Source organism: Heyndrickxia sp. FSL K6-6286, assembly GCF_038630395.1.
Taxonomy (GTDB): Bacteria; Bacillota; Bacilli; order Bacillales; family Bacillaceae_C; genus Heyndrickxia; species Heyndrickxia oleronia.
The window spans coordinates 2,785,478-2,803,613 of the sequence record NZ_CP152029.1 but is presented as its reverse complement, the minus strand read 5'-3'; the positions used below and the strand labels follow the sequence as shown (position 1 = coordinate 2,803,613).

At 34.0% G+C, this 18,136-nt stretch carries 18 protein-coding genes and 1 pseudogene; 16 read left to right on the top strand and 3 right to left on the bottom strand.

Annotated elements, in window-relative coordinates; all coding sequences use genetic code 11:
• The first annotated feature begins 2 nt into the window (after positions 1-2).
• The 4 genes from MHI39_RS14165 to MHI39_RS14150 all read left to right on the top strand — a co-directional run bounded on the left by MHI39_RS14165 (position 3) and on the right by MHI39_RS14150 (position 3,525).
• A complete protein-coding gene (locus MHI39_RS14165; RefSeq protein WP_078109974.1) occupies positions 3-1,646 on the top strand; it encodes a copper resistance protein CopC in 1,644 nt (547 codons plus the stop codon).
• 30 nt (positions 1,647-1,676) lie between these two features.
• Positions 1,677-2,303 (top strand): YcnI family protein, encoded by a 627-nt coding sequence (locus tag MHI39_RS14160; protein ID WP_058005917.1) that lies wholly within the window; start codon positions 1,677-1,679, stop codon positions 2,301-2,303.
• A gap of 230 nt (positions 2,304-2,533) precedes the next feature.
• Positions 2,534-3,010, top strand: coding sequence for a phosphotransferase (locus MHI39_RS14155; RefSeq protein ID WP_180211814.1), 477 nt, complete (start codon positions 2,534-2,536; stop codon positions 3,008-3,010).
• Positions 3,010-3,525 carry a phosphotransferase gene (locus tag MHI39_RS14150; RefSeq protein ID WP_251346524.1) on the top strand — a complete coding sequence of 172 codons (516 nt, stop codon included), beginning with the start codon at positions 3,010-3,012 and terminating at the stop codon, positions 3,523-3,525. Before MHI39_RS14155 ends, MHI39_RS14150 begins: the two co-directional genes overlap by 1 nt.
• Before the next feature lie 69 nt (positions 3,526-3,594).
• Here MHI39_RS14150 and MHI39_RS14145 read toward each other — a convergent pair whose 3' ends face one another.
• Positions 3,595-4,374 (bottom strand): class I SAM-dependent methyltransferase, encoded by a 780-nt coding sequence (locus MHI39_RS14145; protein ID WP_251346525.1) that lies wholly within the window; start codon positions 4,372-4,374, stop codon positions 3,595-3,597.
• A gap of 652 nt (positions 4,375-5,026) precedes the next feature.
• Between MHI39_RS14145 and MHI39_RS14140 the strand changes: the two genes are divergently transcribed.
• From MHI39_RS14140 to MHI39_RS14100, 9 genes are all read left to right on the top strand, one after another.
• A complete protein-coding gene (locus MHI39_RS14140) occupies positions 5,027-5,842 on the top strand; it encodes a radical SAM protein (RefSeq protein WP_078111093.1) in 816 nt (271 codons plus the stop codon).
• An 88-nt stretch (positions 5,843-5,930) separates the two neighbouring features.
• A complete protein-coding gene (locus MHI39_RS14135; protein ID WP_058005922.1) occupies positions 5,931-6,449 on the top strand; it encodes a YbaK/EbsC family protein in 519 nt (172 codons plus the stop codon).
• A gap of 402 nt (positions 6,450-6,851) precedes the next feature.
• Positions 6,852-7,241 carry a GntR family transcriptional regulator gene (locus tag MHI39_RS14130; protein ID WP_058005923.1) on the top strand — a complete coding sequence of 130 codons (390 nt, stop codon included), beginning with the start codon at positions 6,852-6,854 and terminating at the stop codon, positions 7,239-7,241.
• Positions 7,242-7,267: 26 nt separating this feature from the next.
• Positions 7,268-8,362: a DUF5808 domain-containing protein gene (locus MHI39_RS14125; RefSeq protein ID WP_209391763.1), complete on the top strand. Its 1,095-nt coding sequence runs from the start codon at positions 7,268-7,270 to the stop codon at positions 8,360-8,362.
• Positions 8,363-8,710: 348 nt separating this feature from the next.
• Positions 8,711-9,856, top strand: coding sequence for an MFS transporter (locus tag MHI39_RS14120; RefSeq protein ID WP_342539466.1), 1,146 nt, complete (start codon positions 8,711-8,713; stop codon positions 9,854-9,856).
• Positions 9,857-10,034: 178 nt separating this feature from the next.
• Positions 10,035-10,520 (top strand): GNAT family protein, encoded by a 486-nt coding sequence (locus MHI39_RS14115; protein WP_180211820.1) that lies wholly within the window; start codon positions 10,035-10,037, stop codon positions 10,518-10,520.
• A gap of 83 nt (positions 10,521-10,603) precedes the next feature.
• Positions 10,604-11,347 carry a class I SAM-dependent methyltransferase gene (locus MHI39_RS14110; protein WP_342539465.1) on the top strand — a complete coding sequence of 248 codons (744 nt, stop codon included), beginning with the start codon at positions 10,604-10,606 and terminating at the stop codon, positions 11,345-11,347.
• 24 nt (positions 11,348-11,371) lie between these two features.
• Entirely contained in the window at positions 11,372-12,241 is an 870-nt protein-coding gene (locus tag MHI39_RS14105; protein WP_180211821.1) for a pentapeptide repeat-containing protein, read from the top strand.
• A 187-nt stretch (positions 12,242-12,428) separates the two neighbouring features.
• A complete protein-coding gene (locus MHI39_RS14100) occupies positions 12,429-13,211 on the top strand; it encodes an arylamine N-acetyltransferase (RefSeq protein WP_342539460.1) in 783 nt (260 codons plus the stop codon).
• Positions 13,212-13,426: 215 nt separating this feature from the next.
• On the opposite strand, the gene MHI39_RS14095 is transcribed toward MHI39_RS14100, so the two are convergent.
• Positions 13,427-14,555, bottom strand: a protein-coding gene (locus MHI39_RS14095; RefSeq protein WP_152984831.1) for an IS3 family transposase whose coding sequence is annotated in 2 segments (ribosomal slippage) — positions 13,427-14,290 and positions 14,292-14,555 — 1,128 coding nt in all. Because the reading frame shifts where the segments join, the coding sequence is not laid out codon by codon here.
• A 255-nt stretch (positions 14,556-14,810) separates the two neighbouring features.
• Between MHI39_RS14095 and MHI39_RS14090 the strand changes: the two genes are divergently transcribed.
• Positions 14,811-15,308 carry a hypothetical protein gene (locus tag MHI39_RS14090; protein ID WP_235849887.1) on the top strand — a complete coding sequence of 166 codons (498 nt, stop codon included), beginning with the start codon at positions 14,811-14,813 and terminating at the stop codon, positions 15,306-15,308.
• A gap of 453 nt (positions 15,309-15,761) precedes the next feature.
• On the opposite strand, the gene MHI39_RS14085 is transcribed toward MHI39_RS14090, so the two are convergent.
• Positions 15,762-16,433: a RibD family protein gene (locus MHI39_RS14085; protein WP_180211822.1), complete on the bottom strand. Its 672-nt coding sequence runs from the start codon at positions 16,431-16,433 to the stop codon at positions 15,762-15,764.
• A gap of 383 nt (positions 16,434-16,816) precedes the next feature.
• Here MHI39_RS14085 and MHI39_RS14080 point away from each other — a divergent pair.
• Together MHI39_RS14080 and MHI39_RS14075 are read left to right on the top strand one after the other, a co-directional pair.
• Positions 16,817-17,394: pseudogene (locus tag MHI39_RS14080) on the top strand (GNAT family N-acetyltransferase).
• Between the two features lie 32 nt (positions 17,395-17,426).
• Positions 17,427-17,978, top strand: coding sequence for a GNAT family N-acetyltransferase (locus MHI39_RS14075; protein WP_058005415.1), 552 nt, complete (start codon positions 17,427-17,429; stop codon positions 17,976-17,978).
• The last annotated feature ends 158 nt before the right edge of the window (positions 17,979-18,136 follow it).

Sequence of the window (18,136 nt, the reverse complement as noted above, 5' to 3'; positions counted from 1 at the left end):
AAGTGTTTCCAGAGCAAAAAAGATTACTAGATAAGGAGGGGACACTTATTAAAAAAATAAAAAATGTTTTACCTATATTCTTTACATTATTTATCGGATTTTCGCTTATATTTATTCAAGTACCAAAAGCAGAAGCACACTCGACACTTATTGAGACGACACCTGAAAAGATGGAGGTTACCGACTCTTCTCCAAAGTTTTTAGAGCTTCGTTTTAATGAACCGATTGAACAGGATTTGGCAGATATTACGATATATGATTGGAATGCAAAGCCTGTAATTTCAAAACAATCCGTTGGCGGAGAGAAGCGTTCCAAGGTGCTACATATAAATTTGCCAAACCTTAAGCAAGGAACCTATACCGTACAGTGGAGTGTAGTATCCTTAGATGGCCACCCTGTTAGCGGGTCATATATGTTTGCGGTTGGTAAGGAAACAAAGGGTGGGGCGGAATCAATTAAATCAAAAGACGGAAGTTCCATTCCTCTTTTAGTAGCAACTAGAACAATTGTTGAAATCCTCTTATTAATAGGAGGAGGATTATATTGGTTTCATTTACTAGCTAAAAGGAAGAAATTCGTAGAACAAGATATATTACCAAAAAAAGTTAAACTAATAAGTTCTTTCATTCTATTACTAGGAACTATATTGGAATTGCTGGTTTACACGTTGTCATTACCTGATGGCTTATTTCAAACTATCATCCATGGACGATGGGATTTATTAATTCATTTTCCTTTCATTGTTATGGTTGCAGTTCAGCTTCTACTTATCATATTACTTTTCATACCTGAAATGGTGGAAGCATGGTATCTAGTTATTTGGTTTTTACTGGTTATTATACCTGCATTTGGCGGGCATGTTTGGGGAATGGAGCATCCTTATATAGCTGCAGTTCCACGGACTATTCACCAACTATCAATCGCACTATGGGTTGGTGCCTTGAGCTATTTAGTAATCTATCTAATTAGAAATAAATTGTTCTCTAAGGAAAAACTATCGACTACATTCCGTTCGTTTTTCGTAAAAAATGTTCTAACAGCTTCAATAATGGTCATAATCTCTGGAATCATTATGGTCATTTTACAAACTGGATGGTCCACTGTCATTACAGAGTGGGGAAATTGGAGTACGATTTTATTTGTTAAGATTTTTCTTGTCGTATTAATGCTACTCTTTGCATTGTATCAGACATTAAAATGGAAAAAGATTGGGCGATTTTCCACTCCACGAATACTACGGATCGAATGGCTAATTGCATTGGTGATAATATTTTTGGGTGTTTGGCTAAGCCAATCTGCATATCCAATACCAAGCAAATCTTATAATAGTGTTTTAACCTCTGGACAAGAAAAAGTTCAAGTGAAAATCGCTAAATTACAAGCGGGAGATCAAAAGATGACATTAACATTTCCTGCTTCTGAAAATCATGCGCCTGATAGAGTACAAGTTTCTATGGAAATGCCAAAGCATGGTATGAAATCTGGACCTTTTATAGCAACACTTAAAAAAGATGGAGTTTATCAGGTTGAACTACCATTTACAATGTCAGGTACTTGGGATATGACTATACAGGCAGAGTATACTGAAATGGAGAGTAAAGAGTGGAAGGATCAAGTATTTGTCAATTTAAGTAGAAATGAATAAAGATGAATTAATTGTTTGGAGGAAAGTGGAATGAAAAAACAAAGTAAAATCATGTCAATCATATTAATGATGTTCGCATTATTTCTTATCGTACCTGTGGTAGCAGATGCACATGTGACCGTACAACCAGATGTAAGTACAACTAATGCATATGAAAAATATACTGTTCGAGTACCAGTAGAAAAAGAGATCAATACAACAGAAATTAAGCTCGAAGTTCCCAAAGATGTTGATCTTGTTTCGGTACTTCCAATGACTGGATGGGATTATCAATTAGAAAAAAATGAAAATGATAAGATCACTGCTGTTGTATGGAAAGCTAATAATGGTGGGATTAAGTCAGGAGAATTTGTTGAGTTTTCATTTATCGGTGCAAACCCGAGTAAGCCAGGGGAAGTGAGCTGGAAGGCACTACAAACATATCAAGATGGGTCAGTGGTAGAATGGGTTGGACCTGCTGGATCTGATGAGCCTGCTTCAATAACAAAAATCCAAGAAGGCGATTCAGTAAAACCTCATGCGGAAAGCAGTCATTCTGATCACAAGGATAGCAATAAAACAGAAGCTGATAATGCGAGCACAAATTGGCTACCAATAGTGCTTTCAGTTATTGCTATATTACTTGCTTTGATTAGTTTATTGCGCAAACGTAAGTAAGATAATATTATCTATGTGATTGAATTAGATTGATAGTGCAAGTTAAATCCTCGGGGCCGTCTATTAAGACGGTCCTTTTCTTATATTCGATGTGAATAATATATCATTAAGAGGCTACGGAAGATTCAGATAAGTTGCGATATTATTGATTTATCGTATATTGTTATCCTAAAAATGACGATATTAATAAATATAAATAAAATATTAAATATCTATTAGGGGAATTGAACATGGAAGAAAAAACTTGTGAACAAATTAAAGAAGATATTTTTAATACCCTTAAAATGAGATATAAATTAGATATTTTGAGTGATAAAAAGATCAATAAAGGTTATCTGAATTATAAATGGAAAATATACACGGATAAGGGGAACTTTTTTGTAAAGCAATACAATAAAAAACGTTATCCAGACGAAATGTTAGATGGATTGGAACGATTTTTGAACCAGCATGCCTATTTATATGAAAATGGGATACCATGTCCTAAACTATTTATTTATGAGAAAAAGTATGTACAGTATTCAATAGGCGGTGAACGATTTGTTTTAATGGAACTAAAAAATGGGAATATGATTGAGGCAGGTTCTGCTACAATCGACCAAATGTATAGTTTAGGAAGTATTATAGGAAAAATGCACAAATTACTAAATACAAAAAGGCAAGTTGATTTGCCTTTACATTGGGAGATTCCTTCCAAAAAAAAATGATGGATAATTGGCTGAGTAGATGGGACGAAGCTATAAAATTAAAAGATGAGATCGTTCTACCTATATTGGAAAAACAACGGAAGATTATTAAACGGATGCATTTAGAACACTTTTCTCAATGTGAAAAAGGCTGGGCACATTGGGATTTATTTGTTGATAATGTATTGTTTACATCAAATCAGGTTGCAGCAATCCTCGACTTTGATCGAATGAACTATGTGTTTCCGGAGTTTGACTTATCCAGAGCCATTTTATCTTGTTGTTTAAAGGATAATTATCTACAGTTAGAGCCTGTATCTGCATATTTTGAAGGTTATCGTGATTATTGTGACATAACTTTACAAAAATTGGTACGATCGATACGGTTAACATGGTGGAAGGAATCTAGTTGGATTAGAGCAGGAAAGAGTGTAGAGAAAACATTACAACGATTTTGTGAGGAAAATAAGTGGATCGGTGACAATTGGAATGAATTAGAATTTATTTTTTCAGAAATAAATTTACTTCATCATTAATTGTTCCGATCCATACGTAGCTTCATTCTTAAAAATTTGTTGCTTATCGATTAATGGTAAATGCTTTGTTTAAACAACAGCTCGAACAATATAATGTGAAAAAGTAATTGGTAGGCCATTTTCCGATGTGTTTTGTTTAAATATCCTTGTTATTTCGTCAATGTTTTCTTCTTTTATCCTATGAAATATGTTAGGATTTTGCCCAAAACAGCGATATTTTATAACGTCTATTGGAGATTGTAAATATTCGAGGCTATTGACAATTTCTACGACTGCAAAGGAAAAATGACTTTGTTCGAGTCTTTGCTTTAAAGTGTTTAAAATAGGTGTGCCTTGAGACGGTGAAAAGAAATTAGGAAATAATTGTGGCAATTCCTTCCCCATCTCATCACTTGGATGAAGTCCCAAAATTTCTCCACCACTTTTTACTACTTGTTTAAGAGAAAGATAGGAGGATGTCGGCCCTTTTCGATTATATGCACAATCAAATGCTTCCTGGTCAAAAGGAAGAGGATCTTTAGAATTACCAACTACAAACGATATATTTGGGCGCTTATTTTCATTTCCAACTTTTATAAATCGATCAGTCATATCAAATCCAGTAATCTCTTTCGCTAAGTGACTACACTTCATAGTAAACTCTCCATGTCCACAGCCTATATCTAGCACCTTTTTTTCTTTAATCATTCTAGCTACTTCTTTATCAAAAGTAGTTTCACCATTAGGTTCTGAGTATATGGAATTCCAGGGATACTCATATTTTCCTTGCACATTACTTAGTTGTTCATACCAATGAACGGAATGAGGTGATACCCAATCTGGAAATGTTGAGGGGTCCAGTAATTTCATATAAAGCCTCCTTATTTTTTTTGAAGAAGGTTCTTGTAAACATTATTGTTATTTATCGTATGTCTTAATTAAATAACGATTAGTTGAATACCGCTAATCTTTCATTTCACTGAAAGAGCTGCACACTCCAAAATACCACGTAAAAGCCGGTAGATGGGCTAAGGCAAAATTAACAACTATACGAAAACAGCCTTGAAGAAAAAGAAGAATACTTGATATAAATGTATGATTATCTATTAAATGCTATTCCATATTCTTTCATCTATAAGAGTAAAGGTCTCCTCCTCATAAATTATCATTACATAAACCTATATTAGGAAAGCTAGCTCCAATCTGATTTTCTCTCTTTAATTGTGTTATTCCTTTTTCGACTTTCGAAAATTTCTTTAAGGAAAACGATAAATAAACACGCTTTTATCACATGTAAATTAATTGTTTCATGAAAATGCTCATCGAATCCTCCCTATAGTGATAGTTTTTGCTTCATCAGTATTAATATCTAATTTCTTCAAACATTGTCAATTTTCCTTTACAATGATAGAGAAAAGAATGATTCATTTTGTAACAGCGTGACTTATTTATTTGTACAGGTTTGATAGAATAAGCATATAGTCCCTAAAGTAAAAGGAGTACTATATAGAAAGGATAAAGCATGAAAGATTATATGTATAAACATCCCAAATCCATTCTAAACAAAGGAACAGGTTTTTTGTCAGGTTATTCCCACACACTTAATCCATATACGGGTTGTTCATTTGGTTGCACTTATTGCTATGTGCGACAGATGCCCGTATCTCTATTTCATGAAGGTGAATGGGGAGAATGGGTCGATATAAAAAATGGTGCAGCTACGTTGCTAAAAAAAGAACTTAAAAGAGCAAAGTCAAAAGGAAGGGTAACCATTTTCATGTCTTCCAGTACTGACCCATATCAACCCATTGAATATAAGGAGAAGATAACAAGGTCATTGCTTGAAGTAATGGTTGAAGAATCACCCGATTTTTTATTTGTTCAAACAAGAAGTCCACTTGTTCGCAGAGATATTGACTTACTACAGCAATTAAAAGAAAAAGTGAGGGTAAGTATGACGATTGAAACAGATCAGGAATCTATTCGTAAACATTTTACTCCAGAAGCACCTCCTATCAAGGCACGACTCAAGACATTACAATTATTAGGTGAAGCAGGAATTCCAATCCAAGCTACTATCGCACCGGTTCTACCTAGTAGTGAAGAGTTTCCTCATCAATTACGTTCAATCGTAGACCGTGTATGTATTGATGATTTTTTTATGGGGGATGGTAGCGGTGGAAAGAGGACAAGTAGACTTGGTATAAAAACGAAATATGAAACACTTAACTTGGAAGAATGGTATAGTCCTTCAGCATATAGGAAAATTTATGAAAGGTTTATACAAGTATTTTCTGAAGATCAGGTTTTAATCAGTAAACATGGTTTTGAGCCATAAGATGAATGATCAATCGTTTTTATTTCTATCCTACTATAACATATGCTAATATTTTCCTAAACACATGGAAAAAGAAAGGATGATAATGATGTCACTTGAACGTGTTAGAGATCATTTTAACCAGTGGAATCGAGAACAGGATATAATGGAATTTGAAACATCCAGTGCGACTGTTGAAGAGGCTGCTAATACAATTGGTGTGATACCAGCCCGAATTGCAAAAACATTATCCTTCAGAGGAGAAGGAGAAAATGCCATTTTAATTGTTGCAGCTGGCGATGCAAAAATTGATAACAAGAAATTCCGCCAGTCTTTTGGCATGAAAGCTCGTATGCTATCACCGGAAGAAGTACTAGAACAAACTGGACATATGATTGGTGGGGTTTGTCCATTTGGATTAGAAAAAGATTTAGACATCTTTTTAGATGTTTCATTAAAACGATTCGATACTGTTTTCCCTGCTTGTGGAAGCACAAATTCCGCAATTGAATTAACTATTGATGAATTATTTCAATTCTCCTTTGCAAAAGAATGGGTAGATGTTTGCAAAGGTTGGGAAGCTGTAGAAAATAGGGAAAAGGAGCCGCTCGATAGTCATGTAAAATAAGATTTAACTAAATGAGGGCATTTATACTTCAATACATTCATTACTTAATCCGTGAAAATAATGAAGAGATGATACAAAACTATCCTGTATGAGTGGCCATATTGAGAAGGTGAAATTGGAAACTATCATAAGATAAGGTTGAATGAATAAAATGGGGCACCGGTTTGGAATCTTCAACAGCTGTAGTCAATTATCTTAAATAAACAATATCATTAGAAAAAAGTTCATTTAAACAGAAAAATGTTGGTTGCGTAATTCTAAACTCGAAAATAATTGATTCAATAAATTTTCAGTCCTCTTTTGTTAAAAAGAGGCTTTTATTTTTGAAAAAACAGGAAGATTGTTCTATACTTTGTATAACAAGTTTGTTATAATATGAATAGAACAGAATGGAGGTAAGTTATGATCATTCAAATTGAGCCTCATTCAGATATCCCGATATATACTCAGTTAACGAATCAAATAATCGAAGGTATAGCGAGAGGTGAGATGAAGCCAGGTGATGCTCTTCCATCAGTAAGATCATTTGCGGCAGACTTAGGCGTAAATATGCATACTGTCAATAAAAGCTATCATGAGTTAGAGAGAAAAGGGATAATTAGGATCATTCCAAAGTCTGGAGCAGTTATTAATTCGCCAGATGTTATAGTTAAAGAAGCCCATCACTTTATGAGAATAAAGGAAGAATTTAAACTAGTTGTTGCTGAAGCCTTAGTTTTGGGGATGACTAAAGAGCAAATTCGGGAAAATATTCAATCTATCATTTTAGATTTAAAGGGAGAGCCAAAATAAACATTGGTAAAAAGGGAGGAAGCGAGATGTTGATATCGGTATTTTTAATCCTAATGTTGTTTATTATCGCAATACAAACAGCACTTCCGTATTTAGTTAAACGAACCGTAGTGTTTGGGGTAACCATTCCAGATCAATACATTACTAATTTAACCCTTTCATCTTATAAAAGAAGATATTCAAGAACAGTATTTTTGCTATCAGTCATTGCTATTCTTATTTATACTTTTTGGGTATTAAAGGGAGAGGCATCTGAGGAATTTCTTGTGTTAACAGGGGTAGCTATACAGTTTGGGGTTATTGTTCTAAGTATGTCATTATATTTTTATTTTCACGCAAAAACGATTCAACTTAAAAAATCAAAGAAATGGGGAGAGAATGTTAAACAGGTTAGAATTACAGACATAGCAGTTCGTTCACAAGATGAAATGCTCCCATGGTATATATACATCATTCCGATGGTAGTTACATTAGGAGTGATTGGTTATACATTGATTCAATATAAGCATTTGCCTCAACAAATTCCAATGCACTGGGGACCGGATGGCAAACCAGATTCCTTTACAGAGAAGAATCCTTTTTCTGTCCATATTTTATCTCTCATATTATTGGTAATGCAATTTATGTTTTTAGGTATAAATGAAATGACCAAGAAATCTGGAATAAAATTAAGTGCAACTAGTACCGATGCATCTCGGATTCGTCAACTAACCTTACGAAAGTATTCAAGTTGGTTTTTGTTTATTGTTAGTATTCTTATCTCGATGCTGTTTGCCTTTTTACAGCTAACGACAATTCATACAGGTTTAATGTCTGACGCTTATGTAATGTTTATTCCATTCATATTTTTAATTTTAATTTTAATTGGCACAGTTATATTCTCAGTAAAAGTGGGAAAATCTGATAATCAATTAAATATTTCACCAATAGAAGGAATTGTAGATATGAATGATGATCAATATTGGAAGGGTGGACTCTTCTATTTTAATAAAAATGATCCATCTATTTTTGTTGAAAAGAGGTTTGGAGTCGGCTGGACAATGAATTTTGCAAATCCTATTGGTTATCTCTGTATATTTGGTCCAATTATTTTAATATTAGTATTAACGTTTTTTGCGTAAGTTTGAGAACACATTAATGCAAAAAGTCATAACAAGAAGTAACCAATGAGGTGCTTCTTGTTTTTTTATGGAATTTCGAATTTAATGAACCGAAAACACCGAAAAAAGTATAATCAAATTTGGAAAATTCTTCACTTTTATTTGTGATTCATATAAAATGATTTTTAAATAATGACCTAGCCATCTTAATTAGAGAGGATCACGCCCAATGTAATCATCAAAAATACGATAAAACAATTTAATAAAGAATGATTAATTGAGGTGTATGATTATGTTTAAAGAAAGAAACTTTTTTTTTTATGGTTAGGTCAGGTTGTTTCGATTTTTGGAGGAAGATTTAGTGAACTAGTGATTCCTTGGATGGTTTTACAGATCACTCATTCACCTATGAAGGCAGCGTTGGTTGCTATAAGTACGCAAATAGCACCATTATTTTTATCGCTCCCAGCAGGTGTTTTTATCGAACAAAGGTCAAAGAAGAAGACTGCGATGTATGCAGAATTTATTAGAACGGTAACAATGACCCTCCTCGTCATCATTATAATGGCGGAGAAATTTAATCTTTTTTTAATAATGACTATATTGTTAGTAACAGGATTAGCAGGATTATTTTTTCGGATAGCCTTTCACTCGCTCCTTCCGATGGTTGCAGGGAGAAATCATCTGGTCGATGTCCACAATTATATGGAAGGTGCGGATGCGATTAGTACATTAATTGGACCAGTATTAGCAGGTATCGCCTTATCTAAAATGGGTGCAGCAGCTACATTAGGAATCGATGCGTTTTCCTTTTTTCTGTCATTTATTAGTTTAATGCTAATCACAGTAACTAATCGTGATTTAAGAAATAACAATGAGCCTTTATGGTCCAAAGAATTATTTAACCAAGGCGTTGAAGGTATAAAGATGTTGTTTTCTACACGAATTCAACGTTTTATTACATTGAATCATCTAGTCCTTCATTTTATTACCCACTCCATTACTTTACTTGTTATTATCCTTGCAAAGCAAAATTTAGAGTTATCTGCTAGCCAAACGGGAATTCTACTTTCCGGAGCGGGAGTGGGAAATATTATTGGAATATTTATGATGAAGCTTTTGAAGAATGCTCATTGGAATTTACTTTACGGTACATTATTATTGTGTTCGAGCTGTGGTATTATTATTGTCAGTTTCTCAGCAAATTTGTGGTTTGCTTTTATAGGAATGTTACTATTTGATGGAGCTTTGTCCATGGCGTTTGTTATTAATGGAGCAGCAAGACAAACGGTTACACCTAATCAATTTTTAGCTCGAGTAAGTAGTGGTGGGCTTCTTCTGACGGGAATTGTAGTGATTTTTGCAAATGGATTTGCAGGGAGTGTTGCAGAATGGATAAACCCAGTTTCTGCACTGTTAATATGTTCATGTATATTATTCTTGAACAGTTGCATTTCCTATAGACAGAAACAGTTAAATAGATCAGTAGCTTCCTTTTCAGTGGATACAAAATAACGGTTTAGGATTATAATAAATAAGATGTCAATTTTATATTATTATAGACTCTATTTGAAAGCCTTTATTAGGTGTAAATGCTGGTAATTGGGCTTTTGTTAAAGCAATAAACTATCCGAAAAAGGTTTTATTACAAAAAGGTAGTATCTTGCCATAAATTTGGAGTGATGATTCATATATGTTAGTTCATGATAAGATTCGACTCCGGCCAATTCGTCTACCTCATGACATTTTGATAGCCTACGCTTGGTATCAAGATAGAGAAGTTCTTTATTATTCTGAGGGTGACGGAACAAATCCCTATACTATAGAAACGATTAGTAAAATGTATTCTTACCTTAGTAAAATAGGTGAAGTTTATATTATTGAAATCAAGCAGAGTGAAGAATGGATTCCTATCGGTGATGCTACACTATCAAAAGAAATGCTACCAATTGTAATTGGAGTTAAAAAGTATAGATCAAAAGGATATGGGCAACAAGTATTGAGATTATTAATCGATAGAGCAAGAAAACTTAACTGGAGTAAATTAGTGGTGAGGAAAATATTTAAATATAATACAGCCTCTAAGAAACTTTTTGAAAGTTTTTGCTTCGATGTAATTAGCACAAGTGTTGATCAGTATGGAAGAGTGTATGAAAGCTTGGAATTATATTTAAAGTAGAGTTGAATTAAAATTTTTTCTTTGGCAGGAAAAATGAATATTTAATAGAACATATATTCTAATGAGATATGGAGGTTGAATATATGATTAATTCACTAGAAAAAAATAAGACCAGTTGGGATAAAGAAGCGCATCGTTTCTTTGCAAGAAATCCTCTTCCTGAGTATGGACCATTGGCTCCTTTTGAGGATGATCTCCATTTATTTGGAGATGTAACGAATAAAAAAATTTTGGAAATCGGCTGTGGAAGTGGTCATTCATTGAAATATTTAGATGAACAACAAGCTAAAGAGCTTTGGGGAATTGATCTCTCTACAGCTCAAATTAATACAGCAGCAGAAGTACTAAAAGATACTCGAACTAATGTGAAATTGTTAGAATCACCAATGGAAGAAGACCCGGGTTTACCGCATCATTATTTTGATATTGTCTTTTCCATCTATGCGCTGGGTTGGACCACAAACTTAGAAAAAACATTAGACAATATTAATAAGTATTTAAAAAGTGGTGGCACGTTTATATTCAGCTGGGAACACCCACTCTATAATCGAATCAAGAACAATGACGGTGATTTAAGACTAATAAAATCATATCATGAGGAAGGGCCATATGATCATGAGGCATGGAGTTCGCCAGCCATGATGCAGCAATTTAAGCTTAGTACCTACATTAATTCGTTAATTAGTCATGGCTTTAAGATTGAGAAAATGATTGAGGACGTATGTATAAGTGATGATATCATACCGAAGCATGTAAATGGCTGGTATTCTTATGAAAAAGCAAAAATGATACCAACTACATTGATTATTAAAAGTAGAAAAATTTAAGATTACTCAAAGGAAGTGCAAATATTGTCCAATCAACAAGATTCATCAGAAGAATTTACCTATGCTCATCTACGTGCAGATTGTGAGAATTGTTTCGGTTTGTGCTGTGTTGCGTTACCATTTGCGGCAACAACAGATTTTGCAATAGATAAAGAAGGGGGAAAGCCTTGCCCAAACTTACAGAATGATTTTCGTTGTCAAATCCATCGTGATTTAAGACAAAAAGGATTTCGGGGCTGTACAGTGTTTGATTGCTTAGGAGCAGGACAAAAGGTTTCTAAAGTTACATTTAAAGGGAATGATTGGCGTGAATCACAAGAGACAGCGAGGCAGATGTTTAAGGTTTTCCCAATTGTTCAACAACTTCACGAAATGCTTTGGTACCTAACTCAGGCTTTGTCATTAGAAGTTACGAAAAGTATCCATAATGATCTTCGCAAAGCGATAGAGGAAACAGAGATCCTTTCTGAACTTGATCCGGATTCACTGATTGGTTTAGATATCCCTTTACATAGGGAAAAGATTAATCGATTACTTTTGCGTACAAGTGATCTTGTACGTGAAGGAAGTAACTTTAATTCTAAGACATCAAGGAAGCATCAGAAACTTCTCGGTAAAAGAATGGATCTAATTGGAGCAAATCTAAAAGGTGCTGATCTAAAAGGTGCAAATTTAAGAGGTGCGTTTCTCATAGCGGCAGATCTGAGAGAGGCTGATTTAAGAATGACGGATATGATCGGAGCTGATTTAAGGGATGCAGACTTAAGAGGTGCTGACCTGACTGGTAGTATATTTTTGACCCAAGTTCAGATTAACGCCGCAAAAGGCAACTCTAGAACTAAATTACCAAAATCACTCATCCGACCTGGACATTGGTCAAGTGAGGACTATTAAATTTAAAGAAGCTAACTGATTCCTTATCAGCTAGCTTCTTTGTCTTTTTGGGGATAAGAAGAAAAGGTCGATTCATACTATATTTATATACAATAATTAAGGATCTAAATATTATATTCTTGTTTAGAGGCACTATTCTTTAATTGATCACTTCTTTCTTTTAATATAACAGTAGGAGGAATGGTTTATGAGTAACTTAAATTTATTATTTCGTGAAAGAATAGGTTTTCCTATTAATAAAAATATAACGTTTGAAGATTTAGATATCATTCTTGAAAAGACAGCAAAAACAATTCCATTTGAAAATTTATGTATTATGTCAAAAAATACTTCTGAATTGACAAAAAATAATTTAATAAACAAAATCCTCCATAAGAAACAGGGGGGACTCTGCTATGATTTAAATGCGATTCTTTATTTATTTTTATTAGAGAATGGCTTCCAGGCAACCTTATTTCGTGGAGTAATATATAATCAAGCTAAACAAGAATGGAATTCAATTGGAAAAACACATGTAGCTATCATTGTGAAACATAATGAACAGCGTTTTTTAGTTGATACAGGGTTTGGAGGAAATTTACCGCTTAAGCCTATTCCACTTAACGGAGAAATCGTTTCTTCCGATAATGGAGAATTTCGCGTAAAACAAGAAAATAGTGTTCATGGTGATTATATTTTCTTTATGAAATTAAAGTATAAAGATGATGATTGGAAGATGGGGTACGCTTTCAAATCCAATGAAACCATTAATGATGTAGCTGCGTTAAATGAAATACAAAAAATTATCGTTGAGCATGATGATTCTCCATTTAATAAAAAGCCCCTCATTACTATCCTTACAGACAACGGGAATTTAACACTAACAGATACATCATATACAGAATGGATTGACGGTAAGGTGTATAAAAAAGAAGTGGATAAAAAAAGTTTTACAGATATTTTAAAGTGGACCCCTTCGTCAAGACACTAATTTAAATTTTTTAAGGTGGGTCAGAATCCATTATGGATATCTGCTTTATAGGAGCTAGAGGTGCTCACTGGGGCTAGGGGGGTGGTAGGTGCACATTTTTTTGCGAGTGATTCATCCTACTCTATTTTTCCTTCTCAGGGGAGGTTCTGTCAAGGGCGAGCGGAGCGAGGGCTAGCCATACCCTTGACAGGTTCTTCCCTGAGAAGTATCATCCCTTATGGATGAATCACTCCGAGGCCATAAACGGAGGCGGGGGGTTTATAGCCAATCGATTGGTGAGGGCGTTCATAGTTATAGAAGTGGATAAAATTGTTAATCTCTTTCCTTGCTTCTCTTGGACTCTCGTAATCTTTTAAGTAAACCTCCTCATATTTAATCGTTCTCCATAACCTCTCTGTAACAATATTATCAAGGGCTCTTCCTTTGCCGTCCATGCTAATTCGGATGTCCTTATCCAGCAGTAATCCGGTATATTGGGGACTGGTAAAATGGCTACCCTGATCACTATTTAAGATCTCTGGCTGTCCTACCGACAGAGCCCGTTTCACTGCCTCCAAGACAAAGTCAATCTCTAGTGTTTGGTCTAGCTCCCAGCTAACGACAAAGCGAGAATACCAGTCTATCAGAGCTACAAGATACATCCAGCCTCGTTGGAGGCGAATGTAGGTAATATCGATTCCCCAGACGTGGTTAGGGTGGCTAATGGCCAAATTTCTAAGAAGATACGGATAGATCCGGTGCTCAAGATTGCGTTTACTAAGGTTAGGGCCGGGAGAAATCCCTGCAATGCCCATTTCCCGCATATGACGTTGTACAGCCTTGCGATTAATATTTATTCCATTGTTGTTTAGAACAACAGTAATTCGCCTAGACCCAAAATAGGGATGCTTGGTATAAATTTCATCAATCTTGTGCTTGATAAATATTTCCTCAGGAGAAGGCTCGACTGGCTTATAATACAAGCTAGTACGATTGAGCCCAAGCAGCTGAGCCTGGGTAGTGATTGGCAGCTCTTTATCATCCCAATCAATCATTTGAATACGCTCGGCCCTACTCCTTGATTCCAGATTTTTTTTTAAGCCACGACAATTGCGTGGTTAAACGGCCAACCTCAGCGTAGAGGTTTTCAATTTGATTTTCATATTCCGCCTTCATTTGATCCGCTTTTTTATTTTCTTTAGCGAAGATCGAAGGCATTTGATCAAGAAATGCATTCCTCCATTGTCTAATTTGATTGACGTGAATTCCATGAGATGAAGCGATTTCATTCATGGTCTTTTCTTCCTTTAGGACCTCTAGCACGATTTGAGCTTTAAACTCTGGTGTGTATCGATTTCTTTTCATAAACCTACTTTAACATCTCCTCATTTCGTGTCTAGTTTCTTGGGTCCATTATATTTTGAATAAATCCTTTGGTATAAAATAAATTAAAGATTAGAGTGTATTTCTGTTGTAGGAATGCACTTTTTTCTAGAAAATTGAATTGATACTGGAGAAAAGGAGTATCAATCTATATAATAAAATGGAAGTAATTTGGAAGAATGTTGTCGGAAATTGCATTGAAATTTTCTTATGATGAATGTTTGGAGTGTTATAAATATGGATCTATCAAAATATACAATAAACAATATGAAAGAAAGATTAGAAGAAAAACTGATCCTTTCTAAAGAGCTTGTCAATGAAGGAGAATATAAGAAGAGATCGAATATCATTTCAATTGTTGAGAAAGAGTGGATACTTAAAGAATGGTTTTGTAGCGTGGATATCGGAGAATGGGAAGATGTTGAGATTATCATCCATGGAAGTAATGAAGCTCCAGTCGAAGAACTTCTATCTTTAGCAGATAGACTATTTAAACAAATAGGCATTCATCTTGAAAAAGCATTAGTGTATTTAAAGAAGTTTATTCCTTCCCAAGAGATTGACAATTATGACTTATCAACTATAACCATTGGTAGAATTGTAAATTTTGACGATTCCATTCTATTAGGTTTTTCAATTCATTTTGTATATGGAGATTATCCATATGCGTTTCAATATAAAGTGAAATTTAAAGAGGATGGCTGGCCGATTGGATTTGAAGCTGGTCCACTTTAAGTATTGTATAGGATACACTAATCGTTGATAGGGTTTATGAAACTTATCAATGATCGTTAAATTTGTTATTTTATTGAAAAACGAAACGGAGGGGTTCGATGATAAAGTCAATCAAAGGACAATTTGTTTTATCCTTATGTACTGCTATTGGCTTTATATATTTTAACTTTTCACATATAGATTTTGTAGGTAATAATGAGTCGTTATTTACTCGAGTACTCTTTTTCTTTATTATGATATTATCTGTATTTAATGCGGGGATTTTGACACAAAAATATGTACAAACTAGAAATAAGAAAAAATGTTAATCAAATTAATAAGGAGTTAATATAGAGAAAAAAGGAAGGAAGGCGAGTTTTTCCTATAAGAAATCCGCCTTCTTAGTAGGCTTTGTAAACGTATGATACAAATTGTATATTAATCTTACGTGAAAGGAACAAACCTATACTAGATTTATCGAACCTTATAATGAAGCCAAACTGATCCTTTTCCAATAGGCTTCATGTTCTGTAATTCTAATTTAGTGACATCATCCAATCTCTGAAGATCTTCACAATCGAATAAGGTTGGTGTATGTTTTCCACCAATTGCTAATGGAGCAATCACTAAACTGATTTCATCTATTAAACCTTGACGTAAAAATGCTCCATTAAAAGTTCCTCCACCACTAAGTCCAAGCTTTCGAAAACCCATATTATATAAGATTTGTAAAGCAAGCTCAATATCGACATATTTACCATTGCCTGCTTTTATATAGGTGATGCCTTTCTTGTCTAATTGTTGGATGTATTCATCTGCTACATTCTCTTTAGTAACGACGATTAGACCCTCTGTTTGATACCAATTAATTCTACCTTGCCCATCAAATACGATATATGCTTTTGAATTCTTTGGTTCATATAGTGGTTGCGTAGGTTCAATCCAATGCTTCCCATATACCATTAGTGTTTCACTGCCTGATATCAACCCATCACATTCTAACTCATCATACAGTTGGTTAGTTACTTCATGTGCATCACCATCTATACCAACCGCTGTCCATTCTGTTACGTTTCTATCGGGTGCAGTAGTAATTCTTCCGTCCAGTGAAGAGAAGACATTTAAAATGATTTCTGGTTTTATCATAATTATAGCTCCTTCATGTATTGAGATAGAGTTTTTTATTTATGATTACACATATCATTTAAATCATTAGATCCATTGCATGAAAGTAAAATATATAATAGTTTAGTTGTATTCTTATTAAAGTATGGGTTTACTAATTCTCATTTTTCATATAAATAGCTTCTCTGTAATTATCAGAAAATTCCCATTCATCAACTTTGAGTATATTTTATCATAAAGATGCAAGATTCCAAGCTTTGTTAACTAAATAAGAAAAAAGTTAACGAATGAAATAAAAAACTTTGAACAGAAAATAATGGACATGAAATTGAATAGTTTAGCAGGAACTTTCTTCATAGGGATAGAATCCAAAAGAGATAAAAAACTATAGGAGAAAAATTAAAGTGAAAAAGTTATTAACAATTGACTGTGGTGAAATATTGCTACGTGAATATACAATTGATGACGTTGATGCGATAGTTGAAATTACATCACAACCTGAAGTTTATACATTTTTACCTGATTTCAGAACAACTAGAGAGCAGCGTTTAGATTGGCTTATAAACTATGAAATTCCGGCAAATCAATCATTTTTGAAAGCAATTCCTGCTATTGATGATCAAACATATTTGAGACTTGGAATCATATTGAAGGAGACTGATCAGTTGATAGGTTTTTGTATAACTGGACTCAAGGAAGAGCTCCCTCCACCTAATCGAGAGATTGTCTATGCTATATCCAAACATTTTCGGAATAAGGGATATACAACGGAAGCTGCCAGAGGTTTAATAAACTTTTTGTTCAAGAATACGAATGTTGAGATACTGAATGCAGTCGCCTTAATATTGGATCTAATCGGGTTATTCAAAAATGTGGCTTTAAACAAGTTGATAGGATTGAAATCAAAAATCAATCTTATTATCATTATCAGATTCGTAAGAGTGATTGGTTAGAGAAAGAATTTTTGTATGGAACAGTATAAATTAAATTGGAAAAACATTAGTGGAGGTAGGTATGACTTTACATAATAATATTTATATAAGAAGACCAACTATTTCTGATAGTGAAGAACTCAATGAATTTTTTAAAACCGTCATTGTCGATACTTTTTCCAAAGAAGGGTTATCTCATCTTCATGAAGAGATAAAAAGTGAAATCGAAAGTAAGAAAAATTACTTAAAAAGTGATCTTGAAAGTAATGGTGAAAATCGATATTTTTTAATTGCCATTGATGAAAGTAAAGATTGTATTATTGGATCTATCGAATATGGCCCTTCTAGTAGCTTAATAAATGCATGTACAAATGGAGAGCTAAAGGATTTTGTTGAAATTGGAACAGTATTTGTCCTTCCTGAATATCAAAGGCAAGGTATAGGAACTAAACTCTTAAAAAATATGGTTCTAACTCTCAAACGAAGTGGAAAAGAAAAAATTTGCTTGGATAGTGGGTATTCAAATGCGCAAAAGGTTTGGAAGAAAAAATTTGGAATTCCTCAATATGTCTTGCGGAATTACTGGGGAAATGGAACAGACCACATGATTTGGATAGTTAACATAAATGACTAATAACTCTTTGCTAATAACAAATTTGTAGGATGGTAAAAAGTTCATACCTTACCATCCTTGTCCTCAGAACTGGCTTAGTCTGTACAATTATATAATTCGCTAATATTCATTAGCCACTTACGAAGTTTGTTTTTTGGATAATATATGTTTCCGTTAAT